This window comes from Serratia rhizosphaerae (assembly GCF_009817885.1).
GTDB classification, from domain to species: domain Bacteria; phylum Pseudomonadota; class Gammaproteobacteria; order Enterobacterales; family Enterobacteriaceae; genus Serratia_B; species Serratia_B rhizosphaerae.
In genome coordinates this window covers 3,050,779-3,066,865 of record NZ_CP041764.1, presented here as the reverse complement: position 1 = coordinate 3,066,865, position 16,087 = coordinate 3,050,779, and the positions used below count along the sequence as shown (strand labels likewise).

Below are 16,087 nucleotides of genomic sequence, written 5' to 3'. Positions count from 1 at the left end.
CCCTCAGGCACCTTCTGACAATTTCGCGGTATGACGGGCCGGACGTATCCGGCCCCGCTATTCACAGCCGGCGATCAGTCCCACCAGATATCAAACAGATCGCTGACTTTCACTTCAGTCATGTTGCGCGCTTCCAGCCAGTTTTTCACCAGCTCGCGGTGCTCTTCGGTGCAGTGACCCATTTTCTGCAGGCAAATCAGGCCTTCCCACTGCAGATAGCCGCTGCCGTCAAAGGCCAGGCCGTTAGGTTCGATCACTTCGTCAATGAAGGCGTCCAGGGTCGCGTCGATGTCCTCAACCGCGGTGCCTTCGGCAAAGCGCCAGGCGACGGAGAAACCCAGTTCCTGAAACTCTTCGATATGCAACTTTTTACGTAAACGACGACTGCGGTTCTTAGCCATTATACTTTCCTCTCAAACATCAAATCCCAAACGCCATGTCCCAGACGCTGGCCGCGTAATTCAAATTTGGTTAACGGACGCGATGCCGGACGCGGGACGTAATCGCCGGTTTCCGACTGATTACGGTAGCCGGCAACACCGTTCATCACCTCTAACATATGTTCCGCATAGTGTTGCCAGTCGGTGGCCATATGGAACACGCCGCCGACTTTCAGCTTGCGCAGCACCAGTTCGACAAACGGCGTCTGCACAATGCGGCGTTTATTATGGCGCGCCTTATGCCACGGATCCGGGAAGAACAGCTGCACCATCTCCAGCGAGCCGTCCGGAATCATATTCTCCAACACCTCAACCGCGTCATGACACATCACGCGCAGGTTGCTCAGCTCCGCCTCATGGGCATCGGCCAGGCAGGCGCCGACGCCCGGCGAGTGTACTTCAATCCCTAAAAAGTTCTGCTGCGGGTTGTTGCCCGCCATGGCCACCAGCGAGGCGCCCATGCCAAAACCGATTTCCAGCACCACCGGCGCATCGCGGCCGAACAGTTCCTTCAGATCGACAGGCTGCGTCTGATATTCCACGCCCATTACCGGCCAGTAGTGGTCCAGCGCGTGCTGCTGACCTTTGGTCAACCGCCCCTGGCGGCGCACAAAACTGCGGATGCGGCGCATAGCGCGGCCGTTTTCATCGAATTCCGGGGAGATGACGTCATTAATCATAGTGCTTTCTGTCTGTTTGGCTGCCAATTAGGGAAAGGCGCATTATGCAAAGATAGCCCGGTTTAGCAAGTGTTCATCTTCTCTCTCCGGCATCTTTCCCGTTGTGAGGAGCAGCGATATCGCCACCGTCGGAAAGTTCCGGTTTACACCACCAGCGCACTATGCTGCAATCGCGCATCAATATCTGTCTGATACGAAACCCGATTATGATGCAAGCACGCCAGTTCTCGCACCAGGTGCTTGAATGGTACCAACGCTACGGGCGCAAAACGCTGCCGTGGCAATTAGATAAAACGCCCTATCAAGTATGGCTCTCCGAGGTGATGTTGCAACAGACTCAGGTTGCCACCGTCATTCCATACTTTCAGCGATTTATGGCGCGCTTTCCCACCGTCAGCCAGCTGGCCGCCGCGCCGCTGGACGAAGTGCTGCATCTGTGGACCGGGCTCGGTTACTACGCCCGTGCGCGTAATCTGCACAAAGCGGCGCAGACCATTGTCGCACAACACGGCGGCGAATTCCCGACCAGCTTTGAAGAAATTGCCGCGCTGCCCGGCATCGGCCGCTCCACCGCCGGCGCCATTCTGTCGCTGTCGCTGGGGCAGCACTATCCGATCCTCGACGGCAACGTGAAGCGCGTGCTGGCACGCTGCTATGCGGTAGAAGGCTGGCCGGGCAAAAAGCCGGTGGAGAACCGTCTGTGGCAAATCAGCGACGAAGTCACCCCGGCGGAAGGCGTCGGCCAGTTCAACCAGGCGATGATGGATCTTGGCGCGCTGGTCTGCACCCGCTCGAAACCGAAATGCGAGCTGTGCCCGCTCAGCAACGGCTGCATCGCCTATGCCAACCACAGCTGGGCCAACTATCCGGGCAAGAAGCCGAAACAGACGCTGCCGGAAAAAACCGCCTATTTCCTGCTGCTGCAACAGGGCGAGCGCGTCTGGCTGCAGCAGCGTCCGACGGTCGGCCTGTGGGGCGGCCTGTTCTGTTTCCCGCAGTTCGCCGTTCGTCAGGAAATGGAACTCTGGCTGCAACAGCGGGGTCTGAACGCAGAGCACGCGCAACAACTGACGGCGTTTCGCCATACGTTCAGCCATTTTCATCTGGATATCGTGCCGATGTGGCTACCGCTCGACGGTGCCGGCGGCGCCATGGATGAAGGCGACGGTCTCTGGTATAACTTGGCGCAGCCGCCGTCGGTCGGACTGGCCGCGCCTGTTGAGCGACTGCTGCAACAGCTGGTCAAGCAGCCGCCGACCCAATCGAATCTATTTGGCAACAGCGCCACCGATGAGGAACTAGCATGAGCAGAACCATTTTTTGTACCTACCTGCAGCGTGACGCCGAAGGGCAGGATTTCCAGCTGTATCCGGGCGATCTGGGTAAACGCATCTTCAACGAAATCTCCAAAGAAGCCTGGGGCGAGTGGATGAAGAAGCAGACCATGCTGATCAACGAGAAAAAGCTCAATATGATGAACCCGGACGACCGCAAGCTGCTGGAAGCGGAGATGGTGCGCTTCCTGTTTGAAGGCCACGACGTCCATATCGAAGGCTACACGCCGCCGAGCGAATAACCTGTTTCGGGGCCGGCGCTGGCCCCTGCAATGCCCGATTACATTCATCAAAATACGGCTTAAGATGAAGAAAATTTTAGCTTTGCTAGTGATAGCACCTTTATTGATTTCCTGTTCCGGTAAAAAAAGCGATGAGTTCAACGAAGCCTGGGTGAAAGACACCAACGGCTTCGACATTCTGATGGGCCAGTTCGCCCACAACATCGAAAATATCTGGGGTCTGAACGAAGTTCTGATCGCCGGGCCGAAGGATTACGTCAAATATACCGATCAGTATCTGACGCGCAGCCACATCAACTTTGATGCCGGCACCATCACCTTTGAAACCATTTCGCCGACCGACCCGGCCGCCAGCCTGCGCAAGGCGATCGTCACCACCCTGCTGATGGGCGACGACCCGAGCTCGGTTGACCTTTACTCCGACGCCAACGATATCCAGATCAGCAAAGAGCCGTTCCTTTACGGCCAGGTGGTGGATAACAAAGGCCAGCCGATCCGCTGGGAGTGGCGCGCCGCGCACTTCGCCGACTATCTGGTGCAGAACAAGCTGCAAAAACGCACCTCCGGCCTGCACGTGATCTACTCGGTCACCATTCAGCTGGTGCCGAACCACCTGGATAAACGTGCGCATAAGTACCTGCCGATGGTGCGTAAAGCCTCGGAGAAATACGGCGTGGAAGCGTCGCTGATTCTGGCGATTATGCAGACCGAATCCAGCTTTAACCCGTATGCGGTCAGCGGTTCCGACGCGCTCGGCCTGATGCAGGTGGTGCAGCACACCGCCGGTAAGGATGTGTTCCAGATGCACGGCAAATGGGGCAAACCAAGCCGCAGCTACCTGTTCGATCCGGCGAACAATATCGATACCGGCACCGCCTATCTGGCGATTCTGCAGAACAACTACCTGGGCGGCATCAAGAACCCGACCTCGCGGCGCTACGCGGTGATCACCGCCTACAACGGCGGCGCCGGCAGCGTGCTGCGCGTGTTCTCCAGCAACCGCAGCAAGGCGTTTGACGTCATCAACGACATGCAGCCGGGCGATGTGTACACCACCCTGACCACCAAGCACCCGGCCGGCGAGTCGCGGCGCTATCTGGTGAAGGTGAACACCGCGCAGAAGAGCTATCGTCGCCGTTAAGTCATGCAAACAGGGGCGCAATGCGCCCCTGTTTTTTTCCTCACGCCGCGCGGCGGTTACGGCTTGACCACGTAGCCGAAAATCCGCTTCCAGCCGTGGTCCTTTTTCTCGACATACACGCCCTGCAGCTCCGGCGAAAAGCCCGGCAGGCGGTTGATTCCCTCCTCCAGCGCCAGGAAATAGCGCTGCGCCGCGCCGCCCCACGCCTCCCCCGGCACCACGCACAGCACGCCCGGCGGAAAAGGCAGCGCCCCTTCGGCGGCAATACGCCCCGCCGCCTGCGATATCGGCACCAGCTCGACGTTATCGCGGATAAACGCCACGTTGGCGTCCTGCGGGTTCATCATCACCGGCGGGAAGTGCGCCTGACGGAACATCTCTTGCTGCAGCCGTTTCACGTCATGGCTGACATACAGGTCGTGCATCTCCTGGCACAGCTGACGAATGCTGTAGTTGCGGTAGCGCCGCTCATGTTTGCGGTATACCGTCGGCAACACCTCACAGAGCGGCGCATCCTGTTCAATATAGCGCTCAAACTGCACCAGCTTATCCACCAGGCGCGCCATTTTGGCCGGTTTCTCCGCCGGGGTCAGCAGGAACAGGAGCGAATTGAGATCGCTCTTTTCCGGCACGATGCCGTTTTCCCGTAGGAAGTTGGCCAGAATCACCGCCGGCACGCCGAATTCACCGTACTGCCCAGTCTGGGCATCAATGCCCGGCGTAGTCAGCAGCAGTTTGCACGGGTCGACCAGATACTGTTCCTGCGCATAGCCGGCAAAGCCGTGCCAGGCCGCGTCCGGCTCGAAGGTGAAGAAACGTGCGTCGCCGGCGATGTGTTCACTGTCAAAGCTCTGCCATGCCTGCCCGTCCACCTGCGGCGGAATAAACGGTCGCAGCTGACTGCAGCGCTGTAGCAGCTGTTTACGCGTTTCAATGCCCAGCCGCACGCACTCCATCCACATGCGTCGCCCCGCCTCACCGGCGTGCATTTTGGCGTTGACGTCCAGCGCGGCGAACAGCGGATAAAACGGGCTGGTCGATGCGTGCAGCATAAAGGCGTTATTCAAATGCTTATGGTTGCAGTGGCGCTTCTGCCCCTTGATATGATCGTCTTTCTTGTGAATCTGCGAGGTCTGCGAAAAGCCCGCCTGCTGTTTGTGCACCGACTGAGTGACGAAGATGCCCGGATCGTGCTCGTCCAGCTCCAGCAGCAGCGGCGAGCACTCTTTCAGCATCGGGATAAAGCCTTCATAGCCCACCCAGGCGGAATCAAACAGAATGTAATCACACAGGTGGCCGATGGTGTCGAGCACCTGCCGGGCGTTGTAGAGGGTGCCGTCGTAGGTGCCGAGCTGAATAATCGCCAGCCGGAACGGCCGTGCCGCCTCGGCCTTGTCCGGCGCCACCTCGCAGATTTGCTGGCGCAGGTACGCTTCGTCAAAACAGCCGGCATCGATACCGCCGATAAATCCGAACGGGTTGCGCGCGGTTTCCAGATAGACCGGCGTGGCGCCTGCCTGAATCAGGGCACCGTGATAGTTGGACTTGTGGTTATTGCGATCGAACAGCACCAGATCGCCGCGCGTCAGCAGCGCGTTGGTCACCACCTTGTTCGCCGCGGAGGTACCGTTGAGCACAAAGTAGGTTTTGTCAGCGTTAAATACCCGCGCGGCATGTTTTTGCGCATCCTTCGCCGCCCCTTCATGGATCAGCAAATCGCCCAGTTTCACATCGGCGTTGCACATATCGGAACGGAACAGGGTTTCGCCATAAAAATCGAAAAACTGCCGCCCCGCCGGATGCTTACGAAAGAATTCCCCTCCCTGATGCCCCGGGCAGGCAAAGGTAGAATTTTCCATCTCTACATAGGTTTTCAGCGTCTTGAAAAACGGCGGCAGCAGCGCCTGCTCATAGGCGTCTGCCGCGGCTTCCAGCTGCGCCATATAAAACGCCTTGCTGGTGCCGCTTAGGGTGAAAACGCCGGTCACCAGCGGCAGATAATCCGGCGACAGCGGTTCTTCCTCTTCAACGGCAACAAAGGCCGGGATATTAAATCCGGTCGCCTGCAAACGCGCCAGCATGCCGGCGTTCACATCATCGACGGAGACTACCACCGCCGCCACGTCGGTGTAATCGGTGTGTGCGACACGCACGACTTGCCGCAGGGTTTCAATACTGGCGGACAAACCGGTGCTGATTGCTATCTTCAAGTCTTTCATTGTGCCAACTCTCAAACAATGGGGAATGAAGTGACGCCATCAGCCTGCATAAAATAATGACGATTATCCTGCACAGCCAAACGCTTAACCTGCGGCCACCCGGCAAGGGCGCAAATGGAAAAGTGAAGCACCGCCGATAAATACTTTAGATTAAATTATGTTACCCTTTGCTGTAAAAACAAAAAAATAATATAAGTAGATAAAATACAGACAGTTAAAATCAACGCTCGAGCCGAGAGTGATTTGTAACAAAGGAAACTATATTGACAGGCTAATAATTCAGCGCAGTTTGCCACGCTGCGCTGAATCAAGCGGCGTTAGAACAGATTAAATTTGTAATCGACCTGCAGTTCGACCGAGTGATTTTGCGCCCGCATTGGTTTGCCGTCGGCGGTCAGCTTCGGCCGGTTGTTCTGGCTTTGATAGTTCCAGGATGGCCCGCCGGACAGCTGCAGACTCAGATCCTTCACCGCAGACGGCGTCCAGCGCGAATACATCAGGGTTTCGCCGCGCTGGATGCCGCGTCCCTGATACTTCATACCCCAGCCGTAGTTGGTCACCATCCCCATTTCAACGTCCGGCGTCACGGCATAGCCAAACGTCCAGGCCACCATTTTTTCGTTATGGCCGACATAGTCGTTGCCCCAGCTGTCGGCCATCGAATTAAAGGTGCCGCGGCTGAGCTTCGCCAGGTGCCATTCAAAACGCCCCAACCCCTGCGACAGATGCGCGCGCGTATAGGAGAGACCGGCCTTGTTCTTCCAGCGTCCGGCCTGCCAGTTCAGCGACAGCGCGGCGTGGTAGGCATCGCGATCAAAGGTTTTCTTGCTCGGCGACATGCTGGTCCAGTCCTGCAGGCCATGGTTCATGTAAAGCTGAGTGCCGAGCGCGGCGCGATAGTCCGCCAGCATCGCCGGCCGCCAGTCAAACTCCAGACCGTGACGCTGAAGATAGTTATGACTTTCGCCAAAGAAATAGCGGGCGCCGTAGTCACGCTGCGCGTAGCTCAGCTCGCCGGTGGCGATCTGGCTAATCTGTTTCTTGTCGGCGGTGCGGAAATGCACTTTCTCCGGGGAATCCCTGTCGCTGTAGCGCGTGACATAGGCGCCGCGCAGGCGCAGCGGCCCGCTGCCGGTTTCGCCGCGCCAGCCCAGATAGGTGCTCGGGATGGCGCGGGTCGAGTTATTCAGCGCGCCCCACTTTTTAATTTGCTGCCAGCCGCCATAGAGACGCAGATAGGTATCCTCATCCCCCAGGCGCGCCTTCATATACAGCTGCCCCAGCTTGTTAAAACCTTTCGCCTGGCCGTCGTCGTTATACAGCACGCTGCGCCCCCAGAAATCATCGCTGGCGGCCAGTTTGACCACGCCATAATAGGACGCGTCCACCCCGAGCATATCGTTGATATAGCCCGACTGGTAATCCAGCGTAATTCCCTGCCCCCACGCGGTCTGGTTAGAGCGCGAGCCGTAATCTTCCGTACTCAGGTTTTTAAATACATTGCGGAAGGAAAGATCGGCATGGCTATCATCAACAAACCCGGCAAAAACACCGCCGAATTTTTTATTTTCTGCCGCATCGGCATTAAACGCCGCCAGTGCCGCCAGAGGTAACATCATTAACAAATTACTTTTTTTAAATCCCATTTTTTTATTTTTCATAGAAAAGCTCCGTTTTCTATTTCGCCCAGGTATTGAAATTAACGTTATAAAGAGGGCTCGCGCCCTCGGTTGATGGTGCGCGTTTGCGGGCTTTACCTTTTCCGGTAAAGCCTGCATGTTATTTATTCCGTTGGTACGGCGTTATTTTTTATTCGCAGAAGGACGTTGCAGATCGATCCTATAAACCGCAAAGCCGATGTCGTCTTTGCCGATGTAAGTCATCGGATGCTGCGCTGACTGCCTGATAAGCTGTGCGGCATGCTCATCAGGCGAGGTTTCCATGCGGATATCCAGCTTTTTGTCCGATTTGATCGGTGCAATGCTCCAGCCGTTCTTCGCCGCCGGCGCGTACTGGCCGTGCTGCTGGGTTTGCGTATTGATATAGTCGGCGATGATCGAACGCACTTCATCCGGCGCATTGATCACCACGTTCTTGTCCCCGGTGCCGGGGAATTTACCGGTAAAGGCACGATAGTTGTTCACCGCCACCAGGAATTCGGCGTTGTCATCCAGCGGTTTGCCCTGATAGGTCACCGAGGCAATACGCTGCGCCTGCGGGTTGATCAGGTTGCAGTCGACGTCATAACGCGCCGGCTGGGTCACATCGATCTGATAGGTGAGCGCGTCGAACATATCGAAGTTGTAGGCGCGGAAACCGTCCCAGTTCAGCAGCGACTGCGGCGCTTCGCTGTTCGGGTCGATCTGGTTGTACATCCCCGCCGAACATTCCAGCCACTGTTTCACATCCTTGCCCTTCACGCGCACGGCGGCGAGGGTGTTGGCGTATTGATACAGCTGCGCCGCGTTGCGGAAGCTCAGATCGCCCTGCGCGATATCGACGAAGTCATCCGGCGCGTTTTTGCGGCCGCCGACTTTAAACGGCGCGGCGGCGGTCAGCACCGGCAGGTCAGCCAGATCCGGATCGCCCTGGATCATACGTTCCACATAGGCTCGCTGCGCATCGCGGATCACCTGCATCGCCGCCGTATCCTGCACCAGGGCCAGATAGGAGTCGATGCCGGCAGCCAGCTTGCCGATCGGCTTGTTAACGTATTCACGCGTGCTGTCATGGGCGTTTTTCAGCGCCTCGACCAGTTCCGGCTTCGCATCCACCAGCGACTTGCCCGCCTTGCTGTCATAGATAGGGCGCGCCTCGGCCTTGCCGGACGTCACCTGCCATTTGCCCTCTTCACCCTCAATGACCAGATCGATCACCCCCAGGTGATCGGCCCAACGCCCCGGCATCACGGCCGGCACGCCATTCACCGTGCCCTTGGCGATATCCACGCCCGGCAGTGAAGCGAAACTGGCGCTCGGGAAGACCCCGTGGGAATGGCCGAAGGCGATAGCGTTAATGCCCGGCACCTGAGACAGGTAGTAGCTCGAGTTTTCCGCCAGCGCTTTGTACGGATCGGCGGAGATGCCGGAGTGGGCAATGGCGATCACCACGTCGGCACCCTCTTTACGCATCTGCGGCACCAGTTTCTTCGCCGTTTCGGTGATGTCTTTCACCACCACTTTACCTTCCAGGTGGGCGCGGTCCCACAGGGCGATTTGCGGCGGCACAAAGCCGATATAACCGATGCGCAGGTTATGCATTTTGCCTTCGCTGTCCTTCACCGGCGTATCGACGATCAGATACTGTTTGAAGTAAGGCTTCTCACCGTCGGCATGGTAGACGTTGGCGTTGATGTAAGGGAATTTGGCGCCGCTCAGCGCCAGCTGCAGGTAGTCCAGCCCGTAATTGAACTCGTGGTTGCCGACGCTGCCTACCGCGTAGTCCAGACGGTTCATCGCCTGATAAACCGGGTGCACGTCGCCTTTTTTCAGATGCGCCGCGGCATAGTCGGCCATCGGACTGCCCTGAATCACGTCGCCGTTATCCACCAGCACGCTGTTGTCTACTTCCGTCCGCGCTGCATCGATCAGCGTGGCGGCGCGCACCAGGCCATGCTGAGCCGTTGCGCGATCCTTGTAGTAGTCGTAATCCATCATATTGCCGTGCATATCGGTGGTTTCCATCACCCGCAGATTCACCGTGGCGGCGTGGCAGACACCGGATATCATCACTGCTAATAACGTCACTTTACTGACTGATTTTAATAGTTTCATGCTACTTTCCCTGTGTGTTGAAAATTGGCCGCCCGGCGGCCAAACTGCCCCGATGTGACCGGGTTAAAACAGCAGCCCTACCACCGTCGCATTCAAGAAGCTGACCAGCGTTGAGCCGTACAGCAATTTCAGACCAAAGCGCGCCGCGCTGTTCCCCTGCTTGCTGTCCAGCGCCTTGATCGCGCCGACGATAATGCCGATGGAGGAGAAGTTGGCGAACGACACCATAAAGACGGAGATGATCGCCACGGTACGCTCGGAGAAATTAAAGTCGCCCTGTGAGAAGTTCAGCATCGCGACAAATTCGTTACTGACGATTTTGGTCGCCATCAGGCTGCCGGCCTGCACGGCTTCATGCCACGGTACGCCGATCAGGAACGCCAGCGGCGAGAACAGGTAGCCGAGAATATCCTGGAAAGAGATGCCGAACAGCGCGGTGAAGATGGCGTTGGCCATGGCGATTAACGCGATAAAGCCGATCAGCATCGCGCCGACGATCACCGCCACTTTAAAACCGTCGAGGATGTACTCGCTCAGCACTTCAAAAAAGCTCTGTTTCTCCCCTTCGCTGACGTCCAGCAGATCTTCCTGCGGGTTCACCTGATAAGGGTTGATCAGCGACGCCATGATAAAACCGCCGAACAGGTTCAGAACTAACGCCGTCACCACGTAGCGCGGCTCCAGCATCACCATGTAGGCGCCGATAATCGACATCGAGACCGTCGACATCGCCGAGGTGCACAGCGTATACAGGCGATGCTCCGGCAGCAGGCCGAGCTGTTTTTTTACCGAGATAAATACTTCGGACTGGCCGAGGATCGCCGAGGCCACCGCGTTATAGGACTCCAGACGCCCCATACCGTTGATTTTGCTGAGCCCGAGACCGATGTACTTGATGATGAAGCCCAGAATACGCCAGTGCTGCAAAATGCCGATCAGTGCGGAAATAAACACGATAGGCAGCAATACCGACAGGAAGAACGAGATCTCTCCTTTATTCAGCAGGCCGCCGAACACAAAGTTGACGCCCTCATTGGCGTAGGCCAACAGATGGCCAAATACTCCGGCCACGGCGGCGATGCCGGTATTGCCGGCGTCCGTTTTCAATAGCAACAATGCCATAACAAACTGACACAGTAACATCACACCCAGCGGCCGATAGCGAATATTTTTACGGTTATTACTCACCAACACCGCCAAAGCATAAATAACAAAAATGCTTAATATACCAATGAGATACTTCATATTTCTTCCCCGGGAAATTGTATACCACCCTGTCAGGAGGCATAGTCACACATATAAAAATGTTATTAGGAGAACATATCAGAGGATAAATGTTATTAAAGTGACATTGAGCACAAAAAAACCATGGGTCAACGGGAAGCGCATGATTAATGGTTAAATTTTCGTTAAAACGGGCAGGCGGCGGCAAAAGGGAGAAAAACCTGGCGGCAGACGGGGAAAGAGTGCGTGAACGGCAACTGCGGCAGAGCCTGCGAACGCCCTGCCGCAGTGCAACGAATTGACTAAAAATGGAGCAACCAAACGCTTTGCGGCAGAAAGCCGTTGACGACTCCCGGCCTTTACGGTTTAATGCGCCCCGTTGCCCGGATAGCTCAGTCGGTAGAGCAGGGGATTGAAAATCCCCGTGTCCTTGGTTCGATTCCGAGTCCGGGCACCACTAATTCTGCATGAAAGCACGCTGGTTAGAGGCATACCCTTTAACGGGCGGAACAAAGGAACTTAAACTCAGCATCGCAGTGTTTATGAGACATCCACACACTCGATATTGATAACTAGGTTCCTCTTAAAAAGGATGCCTGTGTTGGCCCACAGGCGTCCTTTTCTCGATCACTGTTGATTTTTACAGCTTGTTAAAGTTATGTCAAGGCAAGCCTAACTTCTTCTTCCCGGACAGGAATCACGTCCATATAGAGAGACAACTCGTCTTCTAATGCCTGCCCGGTTATCTTCAAATCCAACTCTACATATTCCATGGTTGTACTCACGCTGCGGTGCCCCAGCAGACCTTTCACCATGGCCAAGTTGCGATCTGGCGACTTCATCATCTCTGTTGCCAGAGTATGTCTAAACCTATGCGGGCTTACCTTGAAACCGCATTCCTTGCTCAGCCGGGTAAAGAAAGATCGTACAGGCTGTATTTCAGGCTCCAGCCCTACTTCCCCCAGAGGATTTTTAAATCGGTCCACATCGAACAGATAGTCTTCTGGCTCAGCACCTTGGTTTTTAGCTCTTTCGACGAGTATTCGCATTCGTTCGCGAACAAAGCTAACTATGGGTACTAGCCACTCACGATGTGTCTTGCTGCCTTCTTTACAGAGAAGCATCGAGTTTGCTTCCAAATCGACATCCATCAGACGGATATGCAACAGTTGATTTTGTCTCATGCCAGTAGAACGCAACACATCAATGACCGTACGCCAATACCAGACAGGATACAGCGCACACGGACGAGGCTTTCCTATTCGTAACTTTTCACGCTCCTCAAACTGCGCCAATACTAAATTGAGCCTAACGATCTGATTGCGATTTAGTATCTTCTTCCGCTTACTCCCCGGAGGAACCTGCGTTTCATCAAGCGGATTAGCTGTAATCGTGAGCCAATTTTTCTTGATCCCCTGGTTATAAAGCGCCCGTAAATGACGAACCTTATTATTCCAGGTACTTGTAGTCAGACCTCGTCCAAGCATATCCCTTCTCCAGAGAATCAAATCGCGATGCGTCACCTCGTCCGGCAACTTATCTTCACCAATAAATTTTTGGAAAACTGCGACCACTTTTCGGTAGCTGCTTTCAGTTTCTGGTCGGAGTGGTTTTGAGAAGCAATATTCCTCAAGCAATGTTTCCCAGTCCATCATTCCTCGTTTGTTCATTATATATCCCCCCAGTTGAAATTAAGTGCCATATAAAGACACGGACAATCCCTATCAAGGGATGACCAGCACCGGACTGTCGGCTGGCACCGGTGCCCCTCGATAGAGGAAACTCGCTTTAATGAGATACCCCTTGGTACGTTTAAAAGGACCTGTACGCTCAGGATTTCCGTACAACTCAGCAAAATAAAACCGCTTACCCTTTACACGCCGGTGCTTATCCAATCGCTCAAAGCTCTCCTGTAATGCCTCGCGTTGATTTCCTTCCAGTCCCGATTGCTTAAGGTAGAGGTAGAAGATCCCTGGAACAGTTAAGAAGACAAATCCGGCAACAAGATGAACCCTGGCGCCTGCCGTATTGATAGGAATTTCCCCTGAAGTCAGACCTGTACTCAGCCACTGCAGGAACTGCTCCCCTGAATGCTCATCAGAGATCGGCACTTCCCCTTTACCAACCTCAGAGGCTCCTTGCCCCATCACCGGTTCAGAATTTTCAGGTTCGTCTTGAGGTATGACTGCTTCGGCAACAGCTGGAACGTCATCAGAAGTAGTTGCTTCAGGTATAAGGGGCGGAGTTTTCTCTGGTAACGTCGTCACCGTATCCACTACATTGAGTAAATCTGCTGCCGGTCGCTCACTTTCTGTAGGCTCCGGAGCCTCCTTCTGGGGCGCGTCCTCCTGAGCCAACATTTCGGGGGCTTCCGGCGCAGATACACTGACATTCAGCAGCGAAAGCAGCGCCTGCATATCCTCCTCAACCTCAACAGCAGGCTCTGGTGCAACAACCATCTCGGCCAGCGGTAAATCATTAACGGGTGTATCTAGCGCTGAGCTCAGCAGTACATCACCGGATGGAGCAGGCATGGCTTCTTCCGAGCTGACTGCAGCGGCAGTGTCAGCACTATTGCCCTGGCCCTCAGCGGGAACCGGCTCTCCCGACACAGCACTTTGCACATCGACACCAGGTACACTGCTCTCCAGCACAACCTGCGCAGCAGGAGCGCTAACAGGCACTGGCGATGTCTCTGACGGCACTGGCATTGGAGAGGAAGGAATGGCAACGGCCACTGGGTTGGCAATGGCATCACCGCGTGCCAGCGTGACGGCCTCCCCGATAATTTCATCGATCACCGGCAGGGAGCTCGGCTGACGTGACGCTATCAGCATCACTGCCTGCGCTGCAGCCGGCAGGGTAGACAGCCAGTTGAGCGCTTCCGCCGGCAGCAGACGGCACGCTATTAACGCGCTTTGGCTCATCGTGATATCTGGTTCTGGCACCACCGGCTTGAATCGAAAACGGTAAGGTTCGGCGGGAACCGTAACACCAGGTAACCACGCTCGGCCGCTTTGCAGCTCGCCTTCTACCAGGTCTAATTGCGGCAGGTAACGCCAGAGCGCCGCGTAAAACACCACCGCGTTCCACAGAATATTTTGTGCCGACTGATCTTCAGGCGCCGCGCCCGGGGGTAACATATGCCCTTTGGCCAGGCGAACGGCATAGGTCGTCGTCTGCAGCGTGATGTCAACCAGGCCCCCTTCGCTGGCATACTCACCCTTCCGGGTTGCCGGCAGCACTTGCATCAACGTCACCAGGTGATGGAGCGGCTGCAGATAAAACTTTTCGTACAAATCCTTTGGCAGCGCACTGTTTTCCCACAGCTGCTGCAGGCACTGTTTACGAGCAGGCATGTCCAGCAGCTGCGTGGCGGACTGCGGCATAAAATACCCCGCCGGCCCAGCTGGCGATGAAGCCACTGAGGATGATTTAGCCCTGGTCGGCGCCGTGCCGATCAGCAGCTCCTTTATCGCCTTCAGCATTCCGCCATGTCCCCTTCCATATCATCGCCGGCGTCTTCATCGAGAAGCGTCTGAAGCAAGGCATTGATGACCAGGGTATTCCGCGCGCGAGTAACGGCCACATAGAGCAGATTGGTTTCGTCCGTGCGCTCATCCTCTGGTAACAGCGGGTCAGTGATATCGGCAAAGTCCTCGTTCAGGGCGACCACCGGCCATTCCAATCCCTTGCTGCGGTGCGCCGTCGAAACCGTGACCTGAGCCTGAGTTTCGTCCGTGACGGCATGCTCACGCATCACCTGCAGTTTCTGCGGTAACGGGAAATATTGTTCAAGCAGGCGCAGACCCTGGTTCATTTCCGGATCTTTCGTGGCCTTGGCCGCCGATTCAAATTCATCAAAATCACGATATTCCCGCGTCAACACCGGCGAGCGCATACGCTCCGGCATGTCTGCCGAAAACCAATAAAGGTCCTCGAGCTCCTCAGTCTTGTAGCCGGCGATACCGCCGACCCAGAACACCTTCTGGCCGGCGAGACTGGCATCAAGCGCTGCGCCAATCACGCCGGCAACGGTTCGGCTTAATATCGTGACGTGCTCTCCCCGGTTTTCTTCTGGCAAACGTGTGACCACTGCGTCTTCACCGCCATCACCCACAACGGGCAGCGTTTCTCCCTGGCGGGCCAGCAGCATGTTGGCCACGCTGGCTACCGCAGGTCCAAACCGGAAGCTGTGGGTCAGATTCAACCGTTCAGCGTCAACCAATGCCGGCGCATCGTGGGCATTCTCGGCACCTCGGAAGCGGTAAATCTGCTGATGACGATCGCCGACCAGCACTACATTACAGTTCTGCGCCAGCACCAGGCTCTGTGTCACCGGATTGGCATCCTGCGCCTCGTCGAACAGCAACGTTTGCCAGCGTTTTGAGAGATCTGGCTGAGAAAGCTGATACAGCTTGAGATAGACATCGTGCGTAACCGGGAAAGTGCCGTCCTGGCGCGCGGATTCGCGCCATAACAATTGTGCGGCCGCCAGGATCCTTTCAGCGGACACCCCGCTGCGGTCATCCTCATCCGGCAGGTGTTGCGGCCCAAATTCGTGGTCACCACTGCACAGAAAGGCATTGAAGGTCATGATGGCCGTTCTGGCCAACGGCCAGTGACGGGTATTGAGCAAGCGGGCAACGTCAGTGATCCGCAGATTCCCTGCTAACCGCTTCTGGTAATGACGGCCGAAGTTTGGCCAGGCCAGCTGATGCGACGTTTTGCACTCAACGTTGAACGGGAATTTCTGTTCGGCTTCATCCCTGACCGCGCGGTTATACGCAAGGTAGAGCATCCTGCTGTTCGGGTTCGCCAGGGCATAGCGCACCAGGGTGGACGTTTTGCCCGTGCCGGCAAACGCTCTGACGACCAGGCGATGACCAGACCAGCCGATAATAGCGGCCTGTTCAGGTGTATCAGAATAAGACATCAGCAGCACTCCATTAAAACGGGACCGGCGCTATGCTGCGCAGGTCGGCACGATACGCACCACAGGAAACTCTTTTCCCGGAAGAAAAGATTTATCCT

General features: G+C 56.0%; 12 protein-coding genes and 1 tRNA gene. 4 read left to right on the top strand and 9 right to left on the bottom strand.

From position 1 onward, the window contains the following. Window positions 1-74: 74 nt before the first annotated feature. Both FO014_RS14295 and trmB read right to left on the bottom strand, forming a co-directional pair. Window positions 75-401 (bottom strand): YggL family protein, encoded by a 327-nt coding sequence (locus FO014_RS14295; protein ID WP_105232514.1) that lies wholly within the window; start codon window positions 399-401, stop codon window positions 75-77. After that, window positions 401-1,120, bottom strand: coding sequence for a tRNA (guanosine(46)-N7)-methyltransferase TrmB (gene trmB, locus FO014_RS14290; protein WP_160030019.1), 720 nt, complete (start codon window positions 1,118-1,120; stop codon window positions 401-403). Before trmB ends, FO014_RS14295 begins: the two co-directional genes overlap by 1 nt. 161 nt (window positions 1,121-1,281) lie before the next feature. Between trmB and mutY the strand changes: the two genes are divergently transcribed. The 3 genes from mutY (at window position 1,282) to mltC (ending at window position 3,837) form a co-directional block, all read left to right on the top strand. After that, window positions 1,282-2,427 (top strand): A/G-specific adenine glycosylase, encoded by a 1,146-nt coding sequence (mutY, locus tag FO014_RS14285; protein ID WP_160030018.1) that lies wholly within the window; start codon window positions 1,282-1,284, stop codon window positions 2,425-2,427. Continuing rightward, complete coding sequence (locus tag FO014_RS14280; protein WP_160030017.1) at window positions 2,424-2,696, top strand: oxidative damage protection protein; 273 nt, start codon at window positions 2,424-2,426, stop codon at window positions 2,694-2,696. Before mutY ends, FO014_RS14280 begins: the two co-directional genes overlap by 4 nt. A gap of 64 nt (window positions 2,697-2,760) precedes the next feature. Next, entirely contained in the window at window positions 2,761-3,837 is a 1,077-nt protein-coding gene (gene mltC, locus FO014_RS14275; protein WP_105232516.1) for a membrane-bound lytic murein transglycosylase MltC, read from the top strand. 56 nt (window positions 3,838-3,893) lie between these two features. Here the strand turns inward: mltC and speF are convergent, their stop codons facing one another. The 4 genes from speF to FO014_RS14255 all read right to left on the bottom strand — a co-directional run bounded on the left by speF (window position 3,894) and on the right by FO014_RS14255 (window position 11,074). Then, entirely contained in the window at window positions 3,894-6,056 is a 2,163-nt protein-coding gene (gene speF, locus FO014_RS14270; RefSeq protein WP_160030016.1) for an ornithine decarboxylase SpeF, read from the bottom strand. 317 nt (window positions 6,057-6,373) lie between these two features. Then, window positions 6,374-7,675: an OprD family outer membrane porin gene (locus FO014_RS14265; RefSeq protein ID WP_246167966.1), complete on the bottom strand. Its 1,302-nt coding sequence runs from the start codon at window positions 7,673-7,675 to the stop codon at window positions 6,374-6,376. A gap of 183 nt (window positions 7,676-7,858) precedes the next feature. After that, window positions 7,859-9,829: a bifunctional 2',3'-cyclic-nucleotide 2'-phosphodiesterase/3'-nucleotidase gene (locus FO014_RS14260; RefSeq protein ID WP_160030014.1), complete on the bottom strand. Its 1,971-nt coding sequence runs from the start codon at window positions 9,827-9,829 to the stop codon at window positions 7,859-7,861. A gap of 63 nt (window positions 9,830-9,892) precedes the next feature. Next, entirely contained in the window at window positions 9,893-11,074 is a 1,182-nt protein-coding gene (locus FO014_RS14255; protein WP_160030013.1) for a NupC/NupG family nucleoside CNT transporter, read from the bottom strand. A gap of 360 nt (window positions 11,075-11,434) precedes the next feature. Here FO014_RS14255 and FO014_RS14250 point away from each other — a divergent pair. After that, a tRNA-Phe gene (locus FO014_RS14250) sits at window positions 11,435-11,510 on the top strand. A gap of 199 nt (window positions 11,511-11,709) precedes the next feature. Here FO014_RS14250 and FO014_RS14245 read toward each other — a convergent pair. From FO014_RS14245 to FO014_RS14235, 3 genes are read right to left on the bottom strand one after another with little or no spacing between them, the layout of a single operon-like run. Further along, window positions 11,710-12,723, bottom strand: a complete 1,014-nt coding sequence (locus FO014_RS14245; protein ID WP_160030012.1) for a tyrosine-type recombinase/integrase — start codon at window positions 12,721-12,723, stop codon at window positions 11,710-11,712. 54 nt (window positions 12,724-12,777) lie between these two features. After that, on the bottom strand, window positions 12,778-14,541 hold the full coding sequence (locus FO014_RS14240; RefSeq protein WP_160030011.1) for a TraI domain-containing protein: 1,764 nt from the start codon (window positions 14,539-14,541) through the stop codon (window positions 12,778-12,780). Further along, window positions 14,535-15,989, bottom strand: coding sequence for a UvrD-helicase domain-containing protein (locus FO014_RS14235; RefSeq protein ID WP_160030010.1), 1,455 nt, complete (start codon window positions 15,987-15,989; stop codon window positions 14,535-14,537). The genes FO014_RS14240 and FO014_RS14235 overlap by 7 nt, the downstream gene beginning before the upstream one ends. Window positions 15,990-16,087: the final 98 nt, after the last annotated feature.

What these genes read in the sequence shown, in the direction of transcription:
- FO014_RS14295 (WP_105232514.1), bottom strand. Translation starts at nt 401, where the DNA reads ATGGCTAAGAACCGCAGTCGTCGTTTACGTAAAAAGTTGCATATCGAA.
- trmB (WP_160030019.1), bottom strand. Translation starts at nt 1,120, where the DNA reads ATGATTAATGACGTCATCTCCCCGGAATTCGATGAAAACGGCCGCGCT.
- mutY (WP_160030018.1), top strand. Translation starts at nt 1,282, where the DNA reads ATGCTGCAATCGCGCATCAATATCTGTCTGATACGAAACCCGATTATG.
- FO014_RS14280 (WP_160030017.1), top strand. Translation starts at nt 2,424, where the DNA reads ATGAGCAGAACCATTTTTTGTACCTACCTGCAGCGTGACGCCGAAGGG.
- mltC (WP_105232516.1), top strand. Translation starts at nt 2,761, where the DNA reads ATGAAGAAAATTTTAGCTTTGCTAGTGATAGCACCTTTATTGATTTCC.
- speF (WP_160030016.1), bottom strand. Translation starts at nt 6,056, where the DNA reads ATGAAAGACTTGAAGATAGCAATCAGCACCGGTTTGTCCGCCAGTATT.
- FO014_RS14265 (WP_246167966.1), bottom strand. Translation starts at nt 7,675, where the DNA reads ATGATGTTACCTCTGGCGGCACTGGCGGCGTTTAATGCCGATGCGGCA.
- FO014_RS14260 (WP_160030014.1), bottom strand. Translation starts at nt 9,829, where the DNA reads ATGAAACTATTAAAATCAGTCAGTAAAGTGACGTTATTAGCAGTGATG.
- FO014_RS14255 (WP_160030013.1), bottom strand. Translation starts at nt 11,074, where the DNA reads ATGAAGTATCTCATTGGTATATTAAGCATTTTTGTTATTTATGCTTTG.
- FO014_RS14245 (WP_160030012.1), bottom strand. Translation starts at nt 12,723, where the DNA reads ATGAACAAACGAGGAATGATGGACTGGGAAACATTGCTTGAGGAATAT.
- FO014_RS14240 (WP_160030011.1), bottom strand. Translation starts at nt 14,541, where the DNA reads ATGCTGAAGGCGATAAAGGAGCTGCTGATCGGCACGGCGCCGACCAGG.
- FO014_RS14235 (WP_160030010.1), bottom strand. Translation starts at nt 15,989, where the DNA reads ATGTCTTATTCTGATACACCTGAACAGGCCGCTATTATCGGCTGGTCT.